This is a genomic window from Burkholderia cepacia (genome assembly GCF_001039005.1).
Taxonomy (GTDB): Bacteria; Pseudomonadota; Gammaproteobacteria; order Burkholderiales; family Burkholderiaceae; genus Burkholderia; species Burkholderia theae.
The window spans coordinates 46,287-61,455 of record NZ_LDWR01000010.1 but is presented as its reverse complement, the minus strand read 5'-3'; the positions used below and the strand labels follow the sequence as shown (position 1 = coordinate 61,455).

Genomic DNA, 15,169 nt, shown 5'->3' with positions numbered 1-15,169 from the left:
CCGCCATCGCTCCCGCCGGGCGCCGTGCCGCGATGGCCCGGCGCCCGACACACGTCAGGCCAGCAGCTTGCGCTCGGTCTTGCCGTACTTGATCGACTTCTCGTCCGGGATCATCAGGCCCGTGTGCTCGTCGCGGCCCTGCAGCAGGAAACGCGCGTCCGATTTACCGATCTGCTCGGCCGCGAGCTTGCTGTCCGCGCCGATCTCGCCCTTCTTCATCCGGTTCACGATCACGCCGGCCGCGGTGTCCTTGAAGTCGCGCAGCATCCACGCGTCGCCGTCGCTGTCGCCGAACACCAGCAGCGGGCCATAGCCCTTCTTCGATTCGAGCACGTTGCGGATCCCCACCGTCTTGCCGGGCCCCCAGTTGAAATGCCAGCCGGCAGGATAGGTGCTCGTGTACTTGCCGTCGCGCATGTCGAGACGCAGGCCGATCACGTTTTCGGGCGGCACGCCGTAGCCATAGTTCGGATTACCGGCGAACACGCGCACGACATCGTCGAGCGACGCGGTGCTCACGTACACGTCGATGCCGTTCGCGCGCAGCGTATGCATCACCGCGCGGATTTCCTCATGAATGCGAATGCCGTGGAAATGCGTGTCGGCCACCACGCCGGCCTTGCCCGGCAGCGTCTTCGGGCTTTCGTAGCGGACCTTGCGCAGCGCGTCGCCGATGCCGTAGTTGTCCGACGCTTCCGCCATCGCCTGCAGCTCGGCGGTCGTCATGTTCTTGTAGAAGTAGATGATCCACTTGTAGCCGACCTCGAGCGGATGCGTGTCGCAGATCGCGTCGTACATGAAGTACAGCTTCGCGCGGAAATCCTTGAACTGGTCGGTCTCGCGAATCTCGTCGAGGCTCTTGCTGCCGCCGAAGCCCGTGTAGTTCGCGTAGAGCCAGCGATAGTCGGATTCGACGTCGGCGGCGAGGTTCTCCATCGTCACCGGCTTGCCGTCGGTCGTCGTGTAGTCCTTCATGAACGCGCCCTTCGGCACGTCCTTCCACATCACGTCGACGAATTCGTCCGGCGTCAGCTTGTACTGCAGATGGTTGATCTGGTACATCAGCAACGCCTCTTCGCAGTCGTTCATGATGCACGTGTTGTCCCAGTCGAACACCGCGTACGGGCGGCGCTTTTCGTCGTAGCGCGCGCTCGCGACGCCATGCTGGTCGAGCACCGCCTGCAGGCGCGCGGCGTTGAACGGCGACCAGCGGCCCGGGTCCAGCGCATCGGGGGCGGTTGTGCTCTTCGCGTCGGCCGTGCCGGCCTTGAACATCAGCGACGTCGCAGCGGTCGCCGCGGCAAGGGTATTCATGAACTTGCGGCGTTGCATGGTCTCTCTCCGTGGAAATAATGTCGAATCGGCTTCGATCGCCCCCCCATGCGACGCACCGGTGGCTAGGCGGCGCCGCGAAGCCGGGACGGCTTCGAATTGGGGGCGAATGATGTGACGAAATTATTTCGTCAATTTGACAACGTCACATTGCGACGCGACGCAGAGTTGATCCGGCGCGACATGCCGGGTCGTCACAACGCGGCCGCACACGCGGCCATCCGGCCCCAATCCTCGGAAACCTAGAGGCTCCCCTCCATTTCGGCCCTGCATTAGGACAAATCCTCACCCCTGGGGGATGGCGTGCCACGCCGAACCGGCTATGATCATTACATTACTCAATGACACATTAAGTGCTGACTGAATAACCCGCGACGGCGACGCCGGGGGTGCGTTCCGGACAGCGCCCGATTGGAGACGCATCATGGCCGACCACCCGCTGCCGGAAGTCCACCTCGACGAGCTGCCGCAATTCCGCGCGGTCCAGCAGCTTGCCTACCGCTGCGTCGAAACCGTCGGCGCGATGCTCTACCCCGGCATCACCGAGAAGGAAGCCGCGCGCCTCCTGACCGAATGGCTGCAGGACAACGGCGTGCACGACTGGCTGCACAAGCCGTTCGCGTGGTTCGGCGACCGCACCGCGTTCGAGGGCTTCTCGGGCCTCAAGCACATGGGCGGCTTCAATCTCGCGTTCTTCCCGAGCAACCGGCAGCTCGAGACCGACATGCCGGTGATCCTCGACGTCGCGCCCGTGCTCGACGGCATCGTCGCGGACGTCGGCTACGCGCACTGTCTCGGCGACAACCCGATCCTCGAACAGCTGCAGGACGACCTGATGGACCATCGCGACATGATCGTGCGGCTCGTGAAGGAGCGCCGGCCGATGGCCGAGGTCGCGCAGGCAGTCGATGCGCTGTGCCGCCGCCAGGGCGTCGAGCCGCGCCACAAGGCCTATCCGTTCAAGGTGCTCGCGCATCGCGTCGCGAAGATCCACAAGCTGTCGAAGCCGCGCTTCGTCGCGCGTTTCGGGCTGAACGCGACGCGCAACCTGCTGCTCGACCAGGGCCGCGCGGCGAAGCAGCAGGGCTGGTCGCCGCTGTGGTCGATCGACCGCCGCTCCGAGCATGCGCCCGTGCCGGGCCTGTGGGCCGTCGAGCCGCATCTCGGCTTCGCCGGCGTCGGCGCGAAATTCGAAGAGCTGCTCGTGATCACCGACGACGATGCGTACTGGCTCGACGACGACCTGCCGCACGTGCGCCGCTGGCAGCGCCGCCAGGCCGAGCGCACGCAGGCCGCCGCGAACGTGCCTGCCGCCGCCTGACGCGTCCGCGCGTTTCCTCCCGAATCCCTGAACGACGGACTCACGATGCAGCCTCTTTCCGACGAAGCGCCGCTGGCCCTGTTCGAATCGGTTCATAGCGAGACGGCGGTCGCCTCCGGCGACCTGACGCTCGCGGTCAGGACCTGGGGCGACCCGGCCCGCTCGCCGGTCGTGCTCGTGCACGGCTATCCCGACGACAGCAGTGTCTGGCGGCACGTCGCGCCGCTGCTCGCGCGCAAGCACTTCGTGATCGCGTACGACGTACGCGGCGCAGGCCTGTCCGGCGTGCCGAAACGCACGGCCGACTACCACCTCGCGAAGCTGACCGACGACTTCATCGCGGTGATCGACGCACTCTGCCCCGGCCGCGCGGTGCACCTGATCGCGCACGACTGGGGCTCGATCCAGGGCTGGGAATTCGTCACCGATCCGCGCCTGGCCGGCCGCATCGCGTCGTACACGTCGTGCTCGGGGCCCTGCCTCGACCACGTCGGCTTCTGGCTGCGCGAACGCGTGCTGCGCCCGACGCCCGCGTCGCTGGCCAAGCTCGGCGGCCAGCTCGTGCGCTCGTGGTACGTGTACCTGTTCCACCTGCCGTTCATCCCCGAGTTCGGCTGGCGGCTGTGGCTCGGCCGCGCATGGCCGGGCCTGCTGCGCCGGATCGAGAAGACGCCCGTCGCGTCGCGCCCGACGCAGGCCGACGACGGCGCGCGCGGCGTGCGCCTCTATCGCGCGAACTTCATCCGCTGCCTGTTCGCGCCGCGCGAACGCTACGCGCATGCACCCGTGCAGACGATCGTGCCGCTCGGCGACAAGTACGTGAGCCCCGCGCTGTCCGAGAACCTGTCGCGCTGGGTGCCGCAGTACTACCGGCGCGAGGTCGCGGCAGGCCACTGGCTGCCGCTCGCCGATCCCGCGCGCTTCGCGGGCCTCGCCGAACAACTGATCGAGGCGGTCGAATCGGGCACCGAACCGCCCGCGCTCGCGAACGCGCGCCGCCGCGCGACGAGCGGGCGCTTCAGCGGCAAGGTCGCGGTCGTCACCGGCGCGGGCAGCGGGATCGGCCGTTGCGCGGCGCTCGCGTTCGCGCGCGAAGGCGCGACGATCGTCGCGTGCGACATCGATCTCGCGAGCGCCGAGCGCACCGCGCTGCTGATCGGGCTGACCGGCGCGCAAGCCCATGCGAAACGCGTCGACGTCGGCTCCGCCGACGAGATGGAAGCGCTCGCGGCGTGGGTCGGCAGCGAACTCGGCGGCGCGGACGTCGTGATCAACAACGCGGGCATCGGCATGGCCGGCGGCATCCTCGACACGAGCACGCGGCACTGGGAGCGCATCCTGCACGTGAACCTGTGGGGCGTGATCCACGGCTCGCGGCTGTTCGCGCAGCAGATGGCCGCGCGCGGCAGCGGCGGCCACATCGTCAACACCGCGTCGGCCGCCGCGTTCGGGCCGTCGCGCGACCTGCCGGCCTATGCGACGACGAAGGCCGCCGTGCTGATGCTCAGCGAATGCATGCGCGCGGAACTCGCGGAGCAAGGCATCGGCGTGACGGCCGTGTGCCCCGGCTTCGCGGAGACCGGAATCATGGCGTCGACGCAATACGCGGGCGCCAACGCGCAGGACGAAGCACGGCTGCGCAAGCGCGCGACGAAGCTGTACCAGATGCGTGGCCTGAAGCCTGAAACCGTCGCGCAGGCGATGGTCGACGGCGTGCTGCGCAACCGCCCCGTCGTCGCGGTCGGCGGCGAAGCGCACGCGATGCGCTTCGTCGGCCGTTTCATGCCGTGGCTCGGCCGGATGATTGCCCGCGTCAGCATGGCATCGCATTGACGGCGCACGACGCCGCACAGGGAGACACAGATGACCGCAACCGCCGACTACCACAAGATCAAGGCCCGGCACGTAAAGTTCGACTTCAGCGACACGCCGATCACGTGGGTGCCGAACGACCCGGGCAGCACGCACATCATCAACACGCTGAACCTGCTGTTCCCGGAAGGCGAGCTGTGGTTCTGCCGCGTGTACAACAAGGCGCTGCCGCTGATCACCGATGCACGCCTGCGCGACGAGGCCGAAGGCTTCCTGCGGCAGGAAGCCGTGCATTCGCGTTCGCACGGCGGCGTGCTCAAGCACTACTACGACCGGCACGGGATCGACACGAAGCCGTTCACGCAGAAGCTCAACCGGCTGTTCACGCGCGTGCTCGGCGAGCAGCCGCTCGGGCTGAAGATCGGCCATACGCGTTTCTGGCTGCGGCAGCAGCTCGCGGTGATCGCGTCGCTCGAGCATTTCTTCGGCTATCTCGGCAACTGGGTGCTCAACGCGCACGGGCTCGACGAAGGAAAGGCCGACCCGACGATGGTCGACCTGCTGCGCTGGCACGGCGCCGAGGAAGTCGAGCACCGCACCGTCGCGTTCGACATCTACCGGCACCTGGGCGGCAACTATGCGGAACGCTGCGTGCACATGACGTTCGTGATCCTGCTGCTGCTCTACTACATCACGACGGGCGCGAAGTTCATGTACCAGCGCGACCCGGCGGCCGGCCGTTATCCGGGCTTCGTGCGCGCGTGGTGGCAGGGTTCGCGGCGCGGGCACCTGCCGTCGTTCTGGAAAGTGATCGGCGCGGCGCTGCGTTATTACAAGCCGAGTTATACGCCGCACCACGAGGGCTCGACCGAACAGGCGCTGGCATACCTCGCGCGCTCGCCGGCCGCGCAGGCGGCCGCGCACGGCGGCAACTGGGGCACGACGAAGGGGGCTTAAGCGGGTTTCTTGGGGGCGCGGCGGGCGGCGCCCGCCGAAATGCGTACAATCGCGGCTTCATTTCCCGGAGGTGCCGCGATGGCCATGAAGAAAACCGATCTCGAAAAGAACAAGGCGCTCAAGCTGACGCAAGCGATGAAGCAGTCGGGCGCCGCCCGTTTCGGCAAGGGCGCCGAGGACGCGGCAAAGCTCGACCGCCGTGCGCAGCGCAAGCTCGACCAGGAACAGGGGCTCGTGCCGTTCGCGTGCAAGCTCAACGCCGAACTCGTCGAACAGTTGAAGGCGCGTGCCGCAACGCATCCGGACGGGATGACGGGCCTGCTGTCCGAACTGCTCGTCAACGGGCTCGCGCAACGCGACGCGTAACCGCCACGTATCTCGAAATTGCCGTTGACATCGTCGCGCTGCCACGACACACTCGTTCGCATGCCTATGCTCAAGCCCGTCGCCATCGCGCATAAAACACCAGTGAACGCCCATGCAGGGCGATCACCGGTGGCGCTTGTGCGTTAGCATCGAGATTCAGACACGCATGTCACAAGGCCTCGCCGGAAACGGATGAGGCCTTTTTGTTCTGGTGCGCGTCATCCTGCCCGGCTCAACGGATGGAGATGACGATGGACCAAGCAAGCCGCCTGATTGTTTGCCCCGATCGATGCCGCACCGACTCGATCGCGTTGCCGAGCGTCACGATGCGTTTCACGATCGCGCCGCGCAAGGTACTGACGTGGCACGCGCAGCGCGACGCCGAGATCCGTGTGCACGACGCGACGCTGTGGATCACGCGCATCGGCAGCGTCGACGATTACTGGATACGCACCGGCGACGTGCTGCGCGTGCGGCGCGGCGATCGCATCTGGATGAGCACCGACGACGACAGTCCGGCCGAGGCGTCGATCACGACCGCGTACGCGATGAAGCGCGACGCGTGGCGTCAGCGTGCGCTCGAATGGATGCGCGGCATGCTGCGCGGACGATGCCGAAGTCGCGCATGACGAGCGCGTCACTACGCACGCGATCCGGGTGCGCGGCGACATCACGCAACACCGAAGGCGCGCGGCGACGACTCTCCGCGCGTATCTCGAAAATTGTCATTGACAACGCCGCACTGCGGCGACAAACTCGTTCGCATGCCTACGTACAAGCTCATCGCCATCGCGAATCATTGCCCGGTGAACATTCGAAAGAATGGATCACGGGAGGCACTTGTGCGTTAGCATCCAAGCAGTACTCGCATGTCACACAAGGCCTCACCGGAAACGGATGAGGTCTTTTTGTTCTGGTGCGCGCCATCCGTCCTCCGGCTCAATCAATGGAGAAGACGATGGACCAGGCAAGTTCGCTGTTTGACCGTCCCGATCGGCGCCGCGCCGGCACGATCGCGTTACCGACTGTCGTGATCCGTTTCGCGGTCGCACCGCGCACGACGATGACCTGGCGCGCGCCGCAAGACGCGGAGATTCGCGCGCACAACGCGGCGCTGTGGATCACGCGTCCGCCGAGCGTCGACGATTACTGGGTGCGGCCCGGCGACGTGCTGCGCATCGCACGCGGCGACCGCATCTGGCTCGGCACCGATGGCGACGGACCGGCCGAAGCGTCGATCACGACCGCCTACGTGCGGCGCGGCGAGCGGTTCAGACGCACGCTCGCGCAAGTGCAACGTTTGCTCGTCGGGGTATGGCGAAGAAGTGGATAAGCAAGTGAATGCGCGACGCGCCGTCACGCACGCGAGACGCAGAACGATCGCGACCGGAAACGGACGCACCCGCGGCGCAACGCGCCGCAGGTGCGCATCGAATGACGCGGCACGCCGGTGCGTGCCGCGAGCGATCGCGCGCCGTGCGCAGCCACCGGATACAGCAGGTGCATCAGGTGCTGGCGGCGAGACGCGGGCCCGTGCTTCGGGGAGTTGAATCGAGCTCGGGTCGTTGCGAAGCCTGCGAGGTCACCCACGGATCGATGCCCTGCTTCTGCACCTCTTCGAGAAATGACACACGTGCGCGCCAGTAATCCGCCTGTAATTTCGCATCGATGACGCGCTGTTCGGCTGAGAACAGTTCCATGCGCGCCGCCACAAGCATCGACGCAGCGGTTTTTTCCGGCGTGGGGGCGTGTCGCATCGCCCAACGGCTGATCCAGTTCAACATGCTGACCTCCGTGATTACGGACGAACCCGCATCGGGCAATCGCAATCGGCCGTGCCTGCCCGAACGCGCAACGGCCTTGACCGCCATTCACCGCCTGGCCTGCACGGACTGCGACTCCCCCGCGTCGGCAATTACCGGCCGGCGTGTGCATGCGCGGTGTATCTATCCTAGAAAGACTTGCCGGTTTACGCGATGGGGTCTTGCAATCTTTTACACAGAAACCACAGTCGCCCGCGCATCGCGATATGACAGTTGCGGACGGAACGGCTTCGGCGCACGATAGCCCGATATCTGAAACCGCCTGGACTGACGAATGGCCGCTGCAAGGCGCTGTGCATCCGCACCGGCCACGCATGCGCGTTCGCACGCACGCGATGACTGCACCGCGTTCGTGCAGCATGCGGGCGCTCCGTTTCAGTCCGATGTCATTGCCCACCCGCCACGCGCGACGCGGCCGACACGCCGTTGCGCACGCATCGGCCGGCTTCGCCCGTTTCTCCCGCTCCCCTTCCTGCCGTTTCTACCGTTTCCGACGGCCCGTTCCGTCCGAACCGGTAAAATGCGCGCCTTCGCCGCGCGACCGGGCTGCCAGACCGTTCGCGCGCAGGCAGCCGATCATGCCCCAACTATATCGTCCGAGCTATCCGCGCTATTACAATCCGCCGATAGCCGGGCAATAGTGGCTGGTTACAGTTAGCCGGCCGCGCGCTGCCTTTACAACAATTCGGCACAACAAGCAACACGACAACCCGACCGGAGAAACGCCTTCATGGAATCCATCAAGCGGTATTTCGGCTTCGCTGAAGCCGGCACCGACTTCCGCACCGAAATACTCGCGGGCGTCACCACGTTCCTGACGATGGCCTACATCATCTTCGTCAACCCCGCGATCCTCGGCGACGCCGGCATGCCGAAGGAATCCGTGTTCGTCGCGACGTGCCTCGTCGCGGCGTTGGCGTCGATCATCATGGGGCTGTACGCGAACTACCCGATCGCCTGCGCGCCCGGCATGGGCCTGAACGCGTATTTCGCGTACACGGTGGTCAAGGGGATGGGCTTCACGTGGCAGGCCGCGCTCGGCGCCGTGTTCATCTCGGGCTGCCTGTTCCTGCTCGTCACGCTGTTCCGCGTGCGCGAGGCGATCGTCAACGGCATTCCGAAATCGCTGCGGATTTCCATCACTGCGGGTATCGGCCTGTTCCTCGGCATCATCTCGCTGAAGACATCCGGCGTGATCGTCGGCAGCCCGGCCACGCTCGTCACGCTCGGCGACCTGCACAAGCACGACACGATCCTTGCGATCGTCGGCTTCTTCACGATCGTCACGCTCGACCACCTGCGCGTGCGCGGTGCGATCCTGATCGGCATCATCGGCGTCACGGTCCTGTCGTTCTTCTTCGGCGACAACCAGTTCCACGGCGTGTTCTCCGCGCCGCCGTCGATCGACGCGACGCTGTTCAAGCTCGACATCCGCGCCGCGCTGTCGACCGGCATCATCAACGTGATCCTCGTGTTCTTCCTCGTCGAGCTGTTCGACGCGACGGGCACGCTGATGGGCGTCGCGAATCGCGCGGGCCTGCTCGTCGAAGGCAAGATGAACCGCCTGAACAAGGCGCTGCTCGCCGACAGCACGGCGATCGTCGCGGGCTCGGTGCTCGGCACGTCGTCGACCACCGCGTATATCGAAAGCGCATCGGGCGTGCAGGCCGGCGGCCGCACGGGCATGACCGCGCTGACCGTCGCGGTGCTGTTCCTCGCGTGTCTGTTCATCGCGCCGCTCGCCGGCGTCGTGCCGGCGTACGCAACCGCGCCCGCGCTGCTGTACGTGTCGTGCCTGATGCTGCGCGAAATGGTCGAGGTGCCGTGGGACGACGCAACGGAAGCCGTGCCGGCCGCGCTGACCGCGCTGCTGATGCCGTTCACGTACTCGATCGCGAACGGTGTCGCGTTCGGCTTCATCGCGTACGGCGGCCTCAAGCTGCTGACGGGCCAGGCCCGCACGGTCAAGCCGATCGTGTGGGTCATCGCGGCCGTGTTCCTGTTCCGCTTCTTCTATCTCGGCAGCGAGTGATCGAAGCGCTGCACCGCATGACGAACAACGCCACCCCCGGGTGGCGTTTTTTATTGCCGCGTGATTTCTTCCGCGATCCTCACGAACCGGCGTGTCCGATCATGCAGATGCACGAGCAGCCGGCGCGGCCCGCATACGAAAATGCCGCCCGGTTCCGCCGAACGGCATTGCATGGACGGCAACGTCTCCGCGCGCATCGTCCGCGACGCGCGCCGTCAGTCGAGTGTCGTTTCGTCAGCGCCAGTTGGCCTCGTAGAAGCGCACGTAACCGCTGCGCAGCGTCACGCATTGCGCACGTGTTTCCGACAGCAGGCGCCGTGCGGCCGCCTCGATGCGATCGCGGTGCTGGTCGAATGCGCCGACCATGTCCTCGAAACGCGGCGATGCCGCGCCGAAGTGATCTTCCAGCGCCTCGGCGGTGATCTGACATTGGACGCGCTCGCCATTGACCATCGCCGTGAACGCAAGCATCAGGTCGCGCCCCGAATACTCGGGCTTCTCGTTCGTGAAATGGATCTGCATGGAAGCCGCCTCAACCGGTAGAAAACGAATGACCGCGTCCGTCGTCCCCTACCGGCTGGACGAAATGTACGCGGGCTCGCCAGCGGAGGCACGGTCCACGGGGTGGTGGCGCGGACAATGCATGCCGGTTGCTTTCCACTTTAGACGGTTTCGCGCAGGAGACAAATTTTCCGGTGTGCGTCGTTCCGACGCGCATTTCGTCTGATCAGCGCGGCATCCGGCACCCTTTCGGAAACGGGCGTCAGTGCGGATCGGTCGGCCAGACGTTGAGCGCGACCGCGGCCGTCGTGACGCCCACCGCAATCGCGGCCGCCCCGTATCGCACCGCATCGGTCAAATCGAACAGCAACCCGTGGATCGCCACGGCAATGCCGCCCAGCATGATGAATGTGGCGATGGCCGCCAGCACGACTCTCAGTTCCGTCCGAACCATGATGCGTCTCCCGAACGGATGCATGTCGCGTCGCATGCATGTTGCAATGCGGAACACGGCGCGTGCGTGCTCCATTTCCATCATTGCAGGCGGGTGCTTAAAAGCAAGGGGATTTTGTTCGCGGTCGCATATCGCACGTGGCGCTTGTATGATGATGCGTACCCGGATGGTCGGCCTTCGTGCACCGATGGTGCGCCGCAAGCGGAACGTGGATTCCGCAGACGGTTTCGGTGCAAGCGCTTCGGCACGTGGCGACGCACTGGATGGGCCGATCGAGGAGCATGGGGTCCGAGTAAGCGCTGAAGCGCTAACTCCGATCGACAGGAGACAAGTCATGCCGCAACCCTTCGTGCTGCCCGCCACCGCGGGTCGCACCGACCTGCTCGCGCAGGCGCATGCGCGTTCGACCGCGGTCGGCCTGCGCGCGCACGAACGCCCCGATTTCTCGCCGCTGTCGCGCATCGCGCTGCGCGAACTGCTCGACACGAACCACGCGCTGTTCTCGCACGCGCGCCCGGTCATGGAGAACCTCCACGCGCAAATCGCCGATACGCAAAGCCTCGTGCTGCTGACCGACGCCAACGGCGTGATCCTGCACAGCATCGGCGACGCGGACTTCATCGAGAAAGCCAACCGCGTCGCACTGTGCACGGGCGTGTCGTGGGCCGAAGGCGCGCGCGGCACCAACGCGATCGGCACCGCGCTCGCATCGGGCCAGGCCGTCGCGGTGCATGGTTCCGAACACTTCCTGCGCGCCAACCACATCCTCACCTGCTCGTGCGCGCCGATCTTCGATCCGTTCGGCCGCACGCTCGGCACGCTCGACGTCAGCGGCGACCCGCGCGGCTCCAGCCCGCATACGCTTGCGCTCGTGCGGATGTCCGCGCAACTGATCGAGAACCATCTGTTCGCGAACCAGTGCGCGGATGCATTGCGGCTGCGTTTTCATGCTCACGAGGAATGCGTCGACTCGCTGTTCGCCGGGCTCGTCGCGTTCGGCCCCGACGGCGGGCTGATCGCCGCGAACCGCAGCGCACAATTCCAGCTCGGCGCACCGTTCGATGCACTGCAACATCAAGGCAGCGACGCGCTGTTCGGCATGCGCTTCGGCCAGCTCGCGCAGCAGGCGGCGCGCGCGCCCGGCGCGACGTTCCGCCTCACGCTGCCGACCGGCGTACGCGTGCTCGCGCGCTGCGAATTCGCGGAAGCGCACCGGACGGCCATCGCGGTCACGCCGCCCGCGCCGGCCGCACGCGTGCGCGCGCCGGACCCCGACGCGATCACGTTCGCGACGCTCGACACCGGCGATGCGCGGATGGCCGCCGTGCTCGAACGCGTCGCGAAGATCCGCGGGCGCGACCTGCCGCTGCTGATCCTCGGCCAGACCGGCACCGGCAAGGAATGGCTCGCCCGCGCGCTGCACCAGGCATCGCCGCGCGCGGACGGTCCGTTCGTCGCGGTCAACTGCGCGGCGCTGCCCGATTCGCTGATCGAGGCCGAACTGTTCGGTTATGAGGACGGCGCATTCACGGGCGCGCGCAAGCGCGGCAGCCCCGGCAAGATCGTGCAGGCCGACGGCGGCACGCTGTTTCTCGACGAGATCGGCGACATGCCGCTCGCGCAGCAGGTCAGGCTGATGCGCGTGCTGCAGGAGCGCGCGGTAATGCCGCTCGGCGGCGCGCGCGCGGTGCCGGTCGACGTGCGCGTGGTCTGCGCGACCCATCGCGACTTGCGCGCGATGATCGCGGAAGGCACGTTCCGCGAAGACCTGTTCTACCGGATCAACGGGCTCGCGGTCACGCTGCCGGCGCTCGCCGCGCGCACCGACCTGCCCGCGCTAGTCGACCGGATTCTCGCGCGGCTCGCCCGCAGCGAACCGATGCCGCGCCGCCTCGCGCCCGACGTGCTCGACGCGTTCGCGCGCCACCGCTGGCCCGGCAACCTGCGGCAGATGACCAACGTGCTGCGCACGGCCGGCATGCTTGCCGAAGACGAAGCCGAAATCACGCTCGCGCATTTGCCCGACGATTTCTGGCTCGACTGCGCCGACGCACCGGCGGCGACAACCCCCGCCGCATCGGCCGACACGCGCGAAGGGACGACGCTGCAAAGCCATCAGGCCGCGGTCATCGACGCGGTGCTCGCGCGGCACGGCGGCAACGTGTCGGCGGCCGCGCGCGAGCTTGGTCTCGCACGCAATACCGTGTACCGGTACCTGCGCCGCCATTGACGCCCGCGGCCGGCGGACGCCGGCCGCATGCGGGTTCGGGTATGCTTGGCGCGTATCCGCAGAACCGCCGCCCGCTTCACTCATGACCGATCCAGAACACCCGCCCGTCGTGCGCATCGAGCCGCTCGGCGCGACCTTCGACGCGCCCGATTCGCTGACGCTGCTCGAAGCCGCCGCATTCGCGCGCGTGTCGCTGCCGCGCTCGTGCCGCAACGGCACGTGCCGCAGTTGTCTTTGCCGGATCGTCAGCGGCAGCGTACGCTACACGATCGAATGGCCGGGGCTGAGCCGCGAGGAAAAGGCCGACGGTTATACGCTGCCATGCGTGGCCGTCGCGACGTCGGACATCGTGCTCGACATCCCCGACGCGGTCATGCTCGACTAGACGCGGCGCGCGGTCGTGCGCGCCGTCCTGCAATGGTTGATCCTGCGTGGAGAACGTCATCCGCATGCGCGCATGCCCGTGCTGCGACGTGCGTGGCATAATCCGCTCCATCGTCGCCCACACGCCGCTGCGCATCGCATGCTGAGTCGTCGTCTCCGGAAGTTCGGCAGTCTGATCGGGATGCTCGCCATCCTGATGACGGCGCTCGCGCCGACGATCTCGCAGGCGCTGACGACGCAAGGGCGCGTCGACGCGCTGCTGGCCGGCTACTGCACGGCCGCACCGGCCGCCGCCGGTCACGCAACCGATGCGTCGTCGAAAAGCCTGCAGGCCCATCTCCAGGCATGCGGCTATTGCAGCCTGCTTGCCCATACCCCCGCACTGCCCGCGCCCGAACTGACGTTCGCGGCCAACGTGCGCGTCATCCAGCACCGCGAAGCCACCCGCTTCGAAAGCCTGCGCCGTGCGCAGCCGCTCGCGGCCGCGCAACCGCGCGCCCCTCCGCTCGCGTCCTGAACCGTCGTCGTCACGCGTGATGCCCTAGCGCATCGCGCGATCCGCGCACGCCGCCGGCGTGCGTGACGTGTCACGTTTCGAAGGACGATCATGTCTCACCGTGTTGCGCGCGGCGCCCTGCCGCGCGTGCGGTCGGCCGCTTCCGGTTCGTACCACCGCACCGACATTCGCTCACGGGCGAACGTCCGGCAGCGCACGTCCGTGCCGACGGCAGCCGGCATCGCAGCCGTTGCGATGCCGCTCGCGCATGCGTCCGTCGAATCCGTCTTTCTCCATCCGATTCGCCACTCGCAGATCCAGCCATGAAAACCACCTCGTTCGTTCGCGGCGCACTCGCCGCACTCGGCTTCGTCGTCATCCAGGCCGCCCATGCCCACGCGCATCCGAAGACGCAGGAACCGGCCGCCAACGCCACGCTTTCGAGCGCACCGCACGCGGTCACGATCGATTTCAGCGAAGCGCTCGAACCGGCCTTCAGTTCGATCGCCATCACCGACAGCCACGGGCAGTCGGTCGCCGACGGGAAATCCGCCGTCGACGCCGGCAACCGCAAGCGGATGCACGTCGCGCTGGCCAACCTGACGGCCGGCGCGTACACGGTCGCGTGGATCGCGGTGGCCAGCGACGGCCATCGCACGCAAGGCCACTACACGTTCACGCTGAAGTGATGCACGCGATACTCCCTGTATCCATCCATAAGGAGAACCAACCATGAAACGCTCGATTTCGACCAGCCTGCTCTTCACATTGCTGGCGCTGCAAGCTCCCGTCACGTTCGCCGCGCCCGCCGTGCAGGCCGACGCGTGCTGGATCCGCGCGATGCCGGCGACGGTGCCGTCGTCCGGCTACTTCACGCTGAAGAACGACGGCGACGCACCCGCCACGCTGACGGGCATCGACTCGCCCGTGTACGGGATGGCGATGGTGCACGAAACGCAAACGAACGGCAGCACCGCGAAGATGGTCCACGTCGACGCGGTCGCGGTGCCCGCGCACGGCACGGTAACGTTCAAGCCGAAGAGCTATCACGTGATGCTGGAGCAGCCGCGCCAGGCCGTCGCGCCCGGCGCGAAGGTGCCGCTCCGGCTGCATTTCGCGGGCAGTTCGACCGTGTCCGTGACCTGCGACGCCAAGGCGCCGTCGTATAGCGGCCAGTAGGCCGCATCCACCACGACCGATGGAGACGAACATGAAGAACCGCGTGCCGCTGGCCGACCTGATCGTCCGTTACCGGACGCCGCTCAATATCGCCGTGCTGATCGCGTGCGGGTTATGGGCCGCGTGGATCGCGTGGATGACACGGCCGGCCGCGATCGATACGCCGCCGTCGATCCCCGCGTACTGCATGCGCGACGCAAGCTGACGCGCCGCGACGGCACGGTTCCGGCGGCGGCCCGCGCCATTATTGGCGTGGCATCATCGGCTCATCCCGCCCGCCGG

General features: G+C 66.9%; 17 protein-coding genes. 13 read left to right on the top strand and 4 right to left on the bottom strand.

Annotated elements, in window-relative coordinates:
- Positions 1 to 54: 54 nt before the first annotated feature.
- Positions 55 to 1,332, bottom strand: a complete 1,278-nt coding sequence (locus VL15_RS04905; RefSeq protein WP_048243565.1) for a haloacid dehalogenase-like hydrolase — start codon at positions 1,330 to 1,332, stop codon at positions 55 to 57.
- A 424-nt stretch (positions 1,333 to 1,756) separates the two neighbouring features.
- Between VL15_RS04905 and VL15_RS04900 the strand changes: the two genes are divergently transcribed.
- The 6 genes from VL15_RS04900 to VL15_RS04875 all read left to right on the top strand — a co-directional run bounded on the left by VL15_RS04900 (position 1,757) and on the right by VL15_RS04875 (position 7,121).
- Positions 1,757 to 2,653, top strand: coding sequence for a M24 family metallopeptidase (locus tag VL15_RS04900; protein WP_048243563.1), 897 nt, complete (start codon positions 1,757 to 1,759; stop codon positions 2,651 to 2,653).
- 45 nt (positions 2,654 to 2,698) lie between these two features.
- The gene (locus tag VL15_RS04895; protein WP_048243561.1) at positions 2,699 to 4,486 is read left to right on the top strand and encodes an SDR family oxidoreductase; all 1,788 of its coding nucleotides are present in this window, start codon (positions 2,699 to 2,701) and stop codon (positions 4,484 to 4,486) included.
- Between the two features lie 30 nt (positions 4,487 to 4,516).
- Positions 4,517 to 5,422 (top strand): metal-dependent hydrolase, encoded by a 906-nt coding sequence (locus tag VL15_RS04890; RefSeq protein WP_048243559.1) that lies wholly within the window; start codon positions 4,517 to 4,519, stop codon positions 5,420 to 5,422.
- Positions 5,423 to 5,500: 78 nt separating this feature from the next.
- Positions 5,501 to 5,788: a hypothetical protein gene (locus VL15_RS04885; RefSeq protein WP_048243557.1), complete on the top strand. Its 288-nt coding sequence runs from the start codon at positions 5,501 to 5,503 to the stop codon at positions 5,786 to 5,788.
- 251 nt (positions 5,789 to 6,039) lie between these two features.
- Positions 6,040 to 6,417: a DUF2917 domain-containing protein gene (locus VL15_RS04880; protein WP_048243555.1), complete on the top strand. Its 378-nt coding sequence runs from the start codon at positions 6,040 to 6,042 to the stop codon at positions 6,415 to 6,417.
- A 329-nt stretch (positions 6,418 to 6,746) separates the two neighbouring features.
- Positions 6,747 to 7,121, top strand: a complete 375-nt coding sequence (locus VL15_RS04875; protein ID WP_048243553.1) for a DUF2917 domain-containing protein — start codon at positions 6,747 to 6,749, stop codon at positions 7,119 to 7,121.
- Positions 7,122 to 7,293: 172 nt separating this feature from the next.
- Here VL15_RS04875 and VL15_RS04870 read toward each other — a convergent pair whose 3' ends face one another.
- Entirely contained in the window at positions 7,294 to 7,572 is a 279-nt protein-coding gene (locus VL15_RS04870; RefSeq protein ID WP_048243550.1) for a hypothetical protein, read from the bottom strand.
- Positions 7,573 to 8,341: 769 nt separating this feature from the next.
- On the opposite strand from VL15_RS04870, the gene VL15_RS04865 reads away from it, so the two are divergent.
- Positions 8,342 to 9,643 (top strand): NCS2 family permease, encoded by a 1,302-nt coding sequence (locus VL15_RS04865; protein ID WP_048243544.1) that lies wholly within the window; start codon positions 8,342 to 8,344, stop codon positions 9,641 to 9,643.
- A gap of 234 nt (positions 9,644 to 9,877) precedes the next feature.
- Here the strand turns inward: VL15_RS04865 and VL15_RS04860 are convergent, their stop codons facing one another.
- Positions 9,878 to 10,165 (bottom strand): DUF1488 domain-containing protein, encoded by a 288-nt coding sequence (locus tag VL15_RS04860; protein ID WP_048243539.1) that lies wholly within the window; start codon positions 10,163 to 10,165, stop codon positions 9,878 to 9,880.
- Between the two features lie 241 nt (positions 10,166 to 10,406).
- Positions 10,407 to 10,682 carry a DUF2964 family protein gene (locus tag VL15_RS04855; RefSeq protein WP_226800497.1) on the bottom strand — a complete coding sequence of 92 codons (276 nt, stop codon included), beginning with the start codon at positions 10,680 to 10,682 and terminating at the stop codon, positions 10,407 to 10,409.
- 250 nt (positions 10,683 to 10,932) lie between these two features.
- Here VL15_RS04855 and VL15_RS04850 point away from each other — a divergent pair, with 250 nt between their 5' ends.
- From VL15_RS04850 to VL15_RS42605, 6 genes are all read left to right on the top strand, one after another.
- Positions 10,933 to 12,828 carry a sigma-54-dependent Fis family transcriptional regulator gene (locus VL15_RS04850; RefSeq protein ID WP_048243537.1) on the top strand — a complete coding sequence of 632 codons (1,896 nt, stop codon included), beginning with the start codon at positions 10,933 to 10,935 and terminating at the stop codon, positions 12,826 to 12,828.
- Between the two features lie 82 nt (positions 12,829 to 12,910).
- Entirely contained in the window at positions 12,911 to 13,213 is a 303-nt protein-coding gene (locus tag VL15_RS04845; RefSeq protein WP_048243534.1) for a 2Fe-2S iron-sulfur cluster-binding protein, read from the top strand.
- A 138-nt stretch (positions 13,214 to 13,351) separates the two neighbouring features.
- The gene (locus VL15_RS04840) at positions 13,352 to 13,729 is read left to right on the top strand and encodes a DUF2946 domain-containing protein (RefSeq protein WP_048243530.1); all 378 of its coding nucleotides are present in this window, start codon (positions 13,352 to 13,354) and stop codon (positions 13,727 to 13,729) included.
- A gap of 302 nt (positions 13,730 to 14,031) precedes the next feature.
- Positions 14,032 to 14,397: a copper homeostasis periplasmic binding protein CopC gene (copC, locus tag VL15_RS04830; protein ID WP_048243523.1), complete on the top strand. Its 366-nt coding sequence runs from the start codon at positions 14,032 to 14,034 to the stop codon at positions 14,395 to 14,397.
- Between the two features lie 43 nt (positions 14,398 to 14,440).
- Positions 14,441 to 14,887, top strand: coding sequence for a copper chaperone PCu(A)C (locus tag VL15_RS04825; protein WP_048243520.1), 447 nt, complete (start codon positions 14,441 to 14,443; stop codon positions 14,885 to 14,887).
- Positions 14,888 to 14,918: 31 nt separating this feature from the next.
- A complete protein-coding gene (locus tag VL15_RS42605) occupies positions 14,919 to 15,092 on the top strand; it encodes a hypothetical protein (protein ID WP_196319542.1) in 174 nt (57 codons plus the stop codon).
- The last annotated feature ends 77 nt before the right edge of the window (positions 15,093 to 15,169 follow it).

Bases quoted from the DNA above. Each gene is read 5' to 3' on its own strand.
- copC (WP_048243523.1), top strand. From the start codon at position 14,032: ATGAAAACCACCTCGTTCGTTCGCGGCGCACTCGCCGCACTCGGCTTC.
- VL15_RS04860 (WP_048243539.1), bottom strand. From the start codon at position 10,165: ATGCAGATCCATTTCACGAACGAGAAGCCCGAGTATTCGGGGCGCGAC.
- VL15_RS42605 (WP_196319542.1), top strand. From the start codon at position 14,919: ATGAAGAACCGCGTGCCGCTGGCCGACCTGATCGTCCGTTACCGGACG.
- VL15_RS04890 (WP_048243559.1), top strand. From the start codon at position 4,517: ATGACCGCAACCGCCGACTACCACAAGATCAAGGCCCGGCACGTAAAG.
- VL15_RS04885 (WP_048243557.1), top strand. From the start codon at position 5,501: ATGGCCATGAAGAAAACCGATCTCGAAAAGAACAAGGCGCTCAAGCTG.
- VL15_RS04850 (WP_048243537.1), top strand. From the start codon at position 10,933: ATGCCGCAACCCTTCGTGCTGCCCGCCACCGCGGGTCGCACCGACCTG.
- VL15_RS04855 (WP_226800497.1), bottom strand. From the start codon at position 10,682: ATGATGGAAATGGAGCACGCACGCGCCGTGTTCCGCATTGCAACATGC.
- VL15_RS04840 (WP_048243530.1), top strand. From the start codon at position 13,352: ATGCTGAGTCGTCGTCTCCGGAAGTTCGGCAGTCTGATCGGGATGCTC.
- VL15_RS04875 (WP_048243553.1), top strand. From the start codon at position 6,747: ATGGACCAGGCAAGTTCGCTGTTTGACCGTCCCGATCGGCGCCGCGCC.
- VL15_RS04905 (WP_048243565.1), bottom strand. From the start codon at position 1,332: ATGCAACGCCGCAAGTTCATGAATACCCTTGCCGCGGCGACCGCTGCG.
- VL15_RS04825 (WP_048243520.1), top strand. From the start codon at position 14,441: ATGAAACGCTCGATTTCGACCAGCCTGCTCTTCACATTGCTGGCGCTG.
- VL15_RS04880 (WP_048243555.1), top strand. From the start codon at position 6,040: ATGGACCAAGCAAGCCGCCTGATTGTTTGCCCCGATCGATGCCGCACC.
- VL15_RS04865 (WP_048243544.1), top strand. From the start codon at position 8,342: ATGGAATCCATCAAGCGGTATTTCGGCTTCGCTGAAGCCGGCACCGAC.
- VL15_RS04870 (WP_048243550.1), bottom strand. From the start codon at position 7,572: ATGTTGAACTGGATCAGCCGTTGGGCGATGCGACACGCCCCCACGCCG.
- VL15_RS04845 (WP_048243534.1), top strand. From the start codon at position 12,911: ATGACCGATCCAGAACACCCGCCCGTCGTGCGCATCGAGCCGCTCGGC.
- VL15_RS04895 (WP_048243561.1), top strand. From the start codon at position 2,699: ATGCAGCCTCTTTCCGACGAAGCGCCGCTGGCCCTGTTCGAATCGGTT.
- VL15_RS04900 (WP_048243563.1), top strand. From the start codon at position 1,757: ATGGCCGACCACCCGCTGCCGGAAGTCCACCTCGACGAGCTGCCGCAA.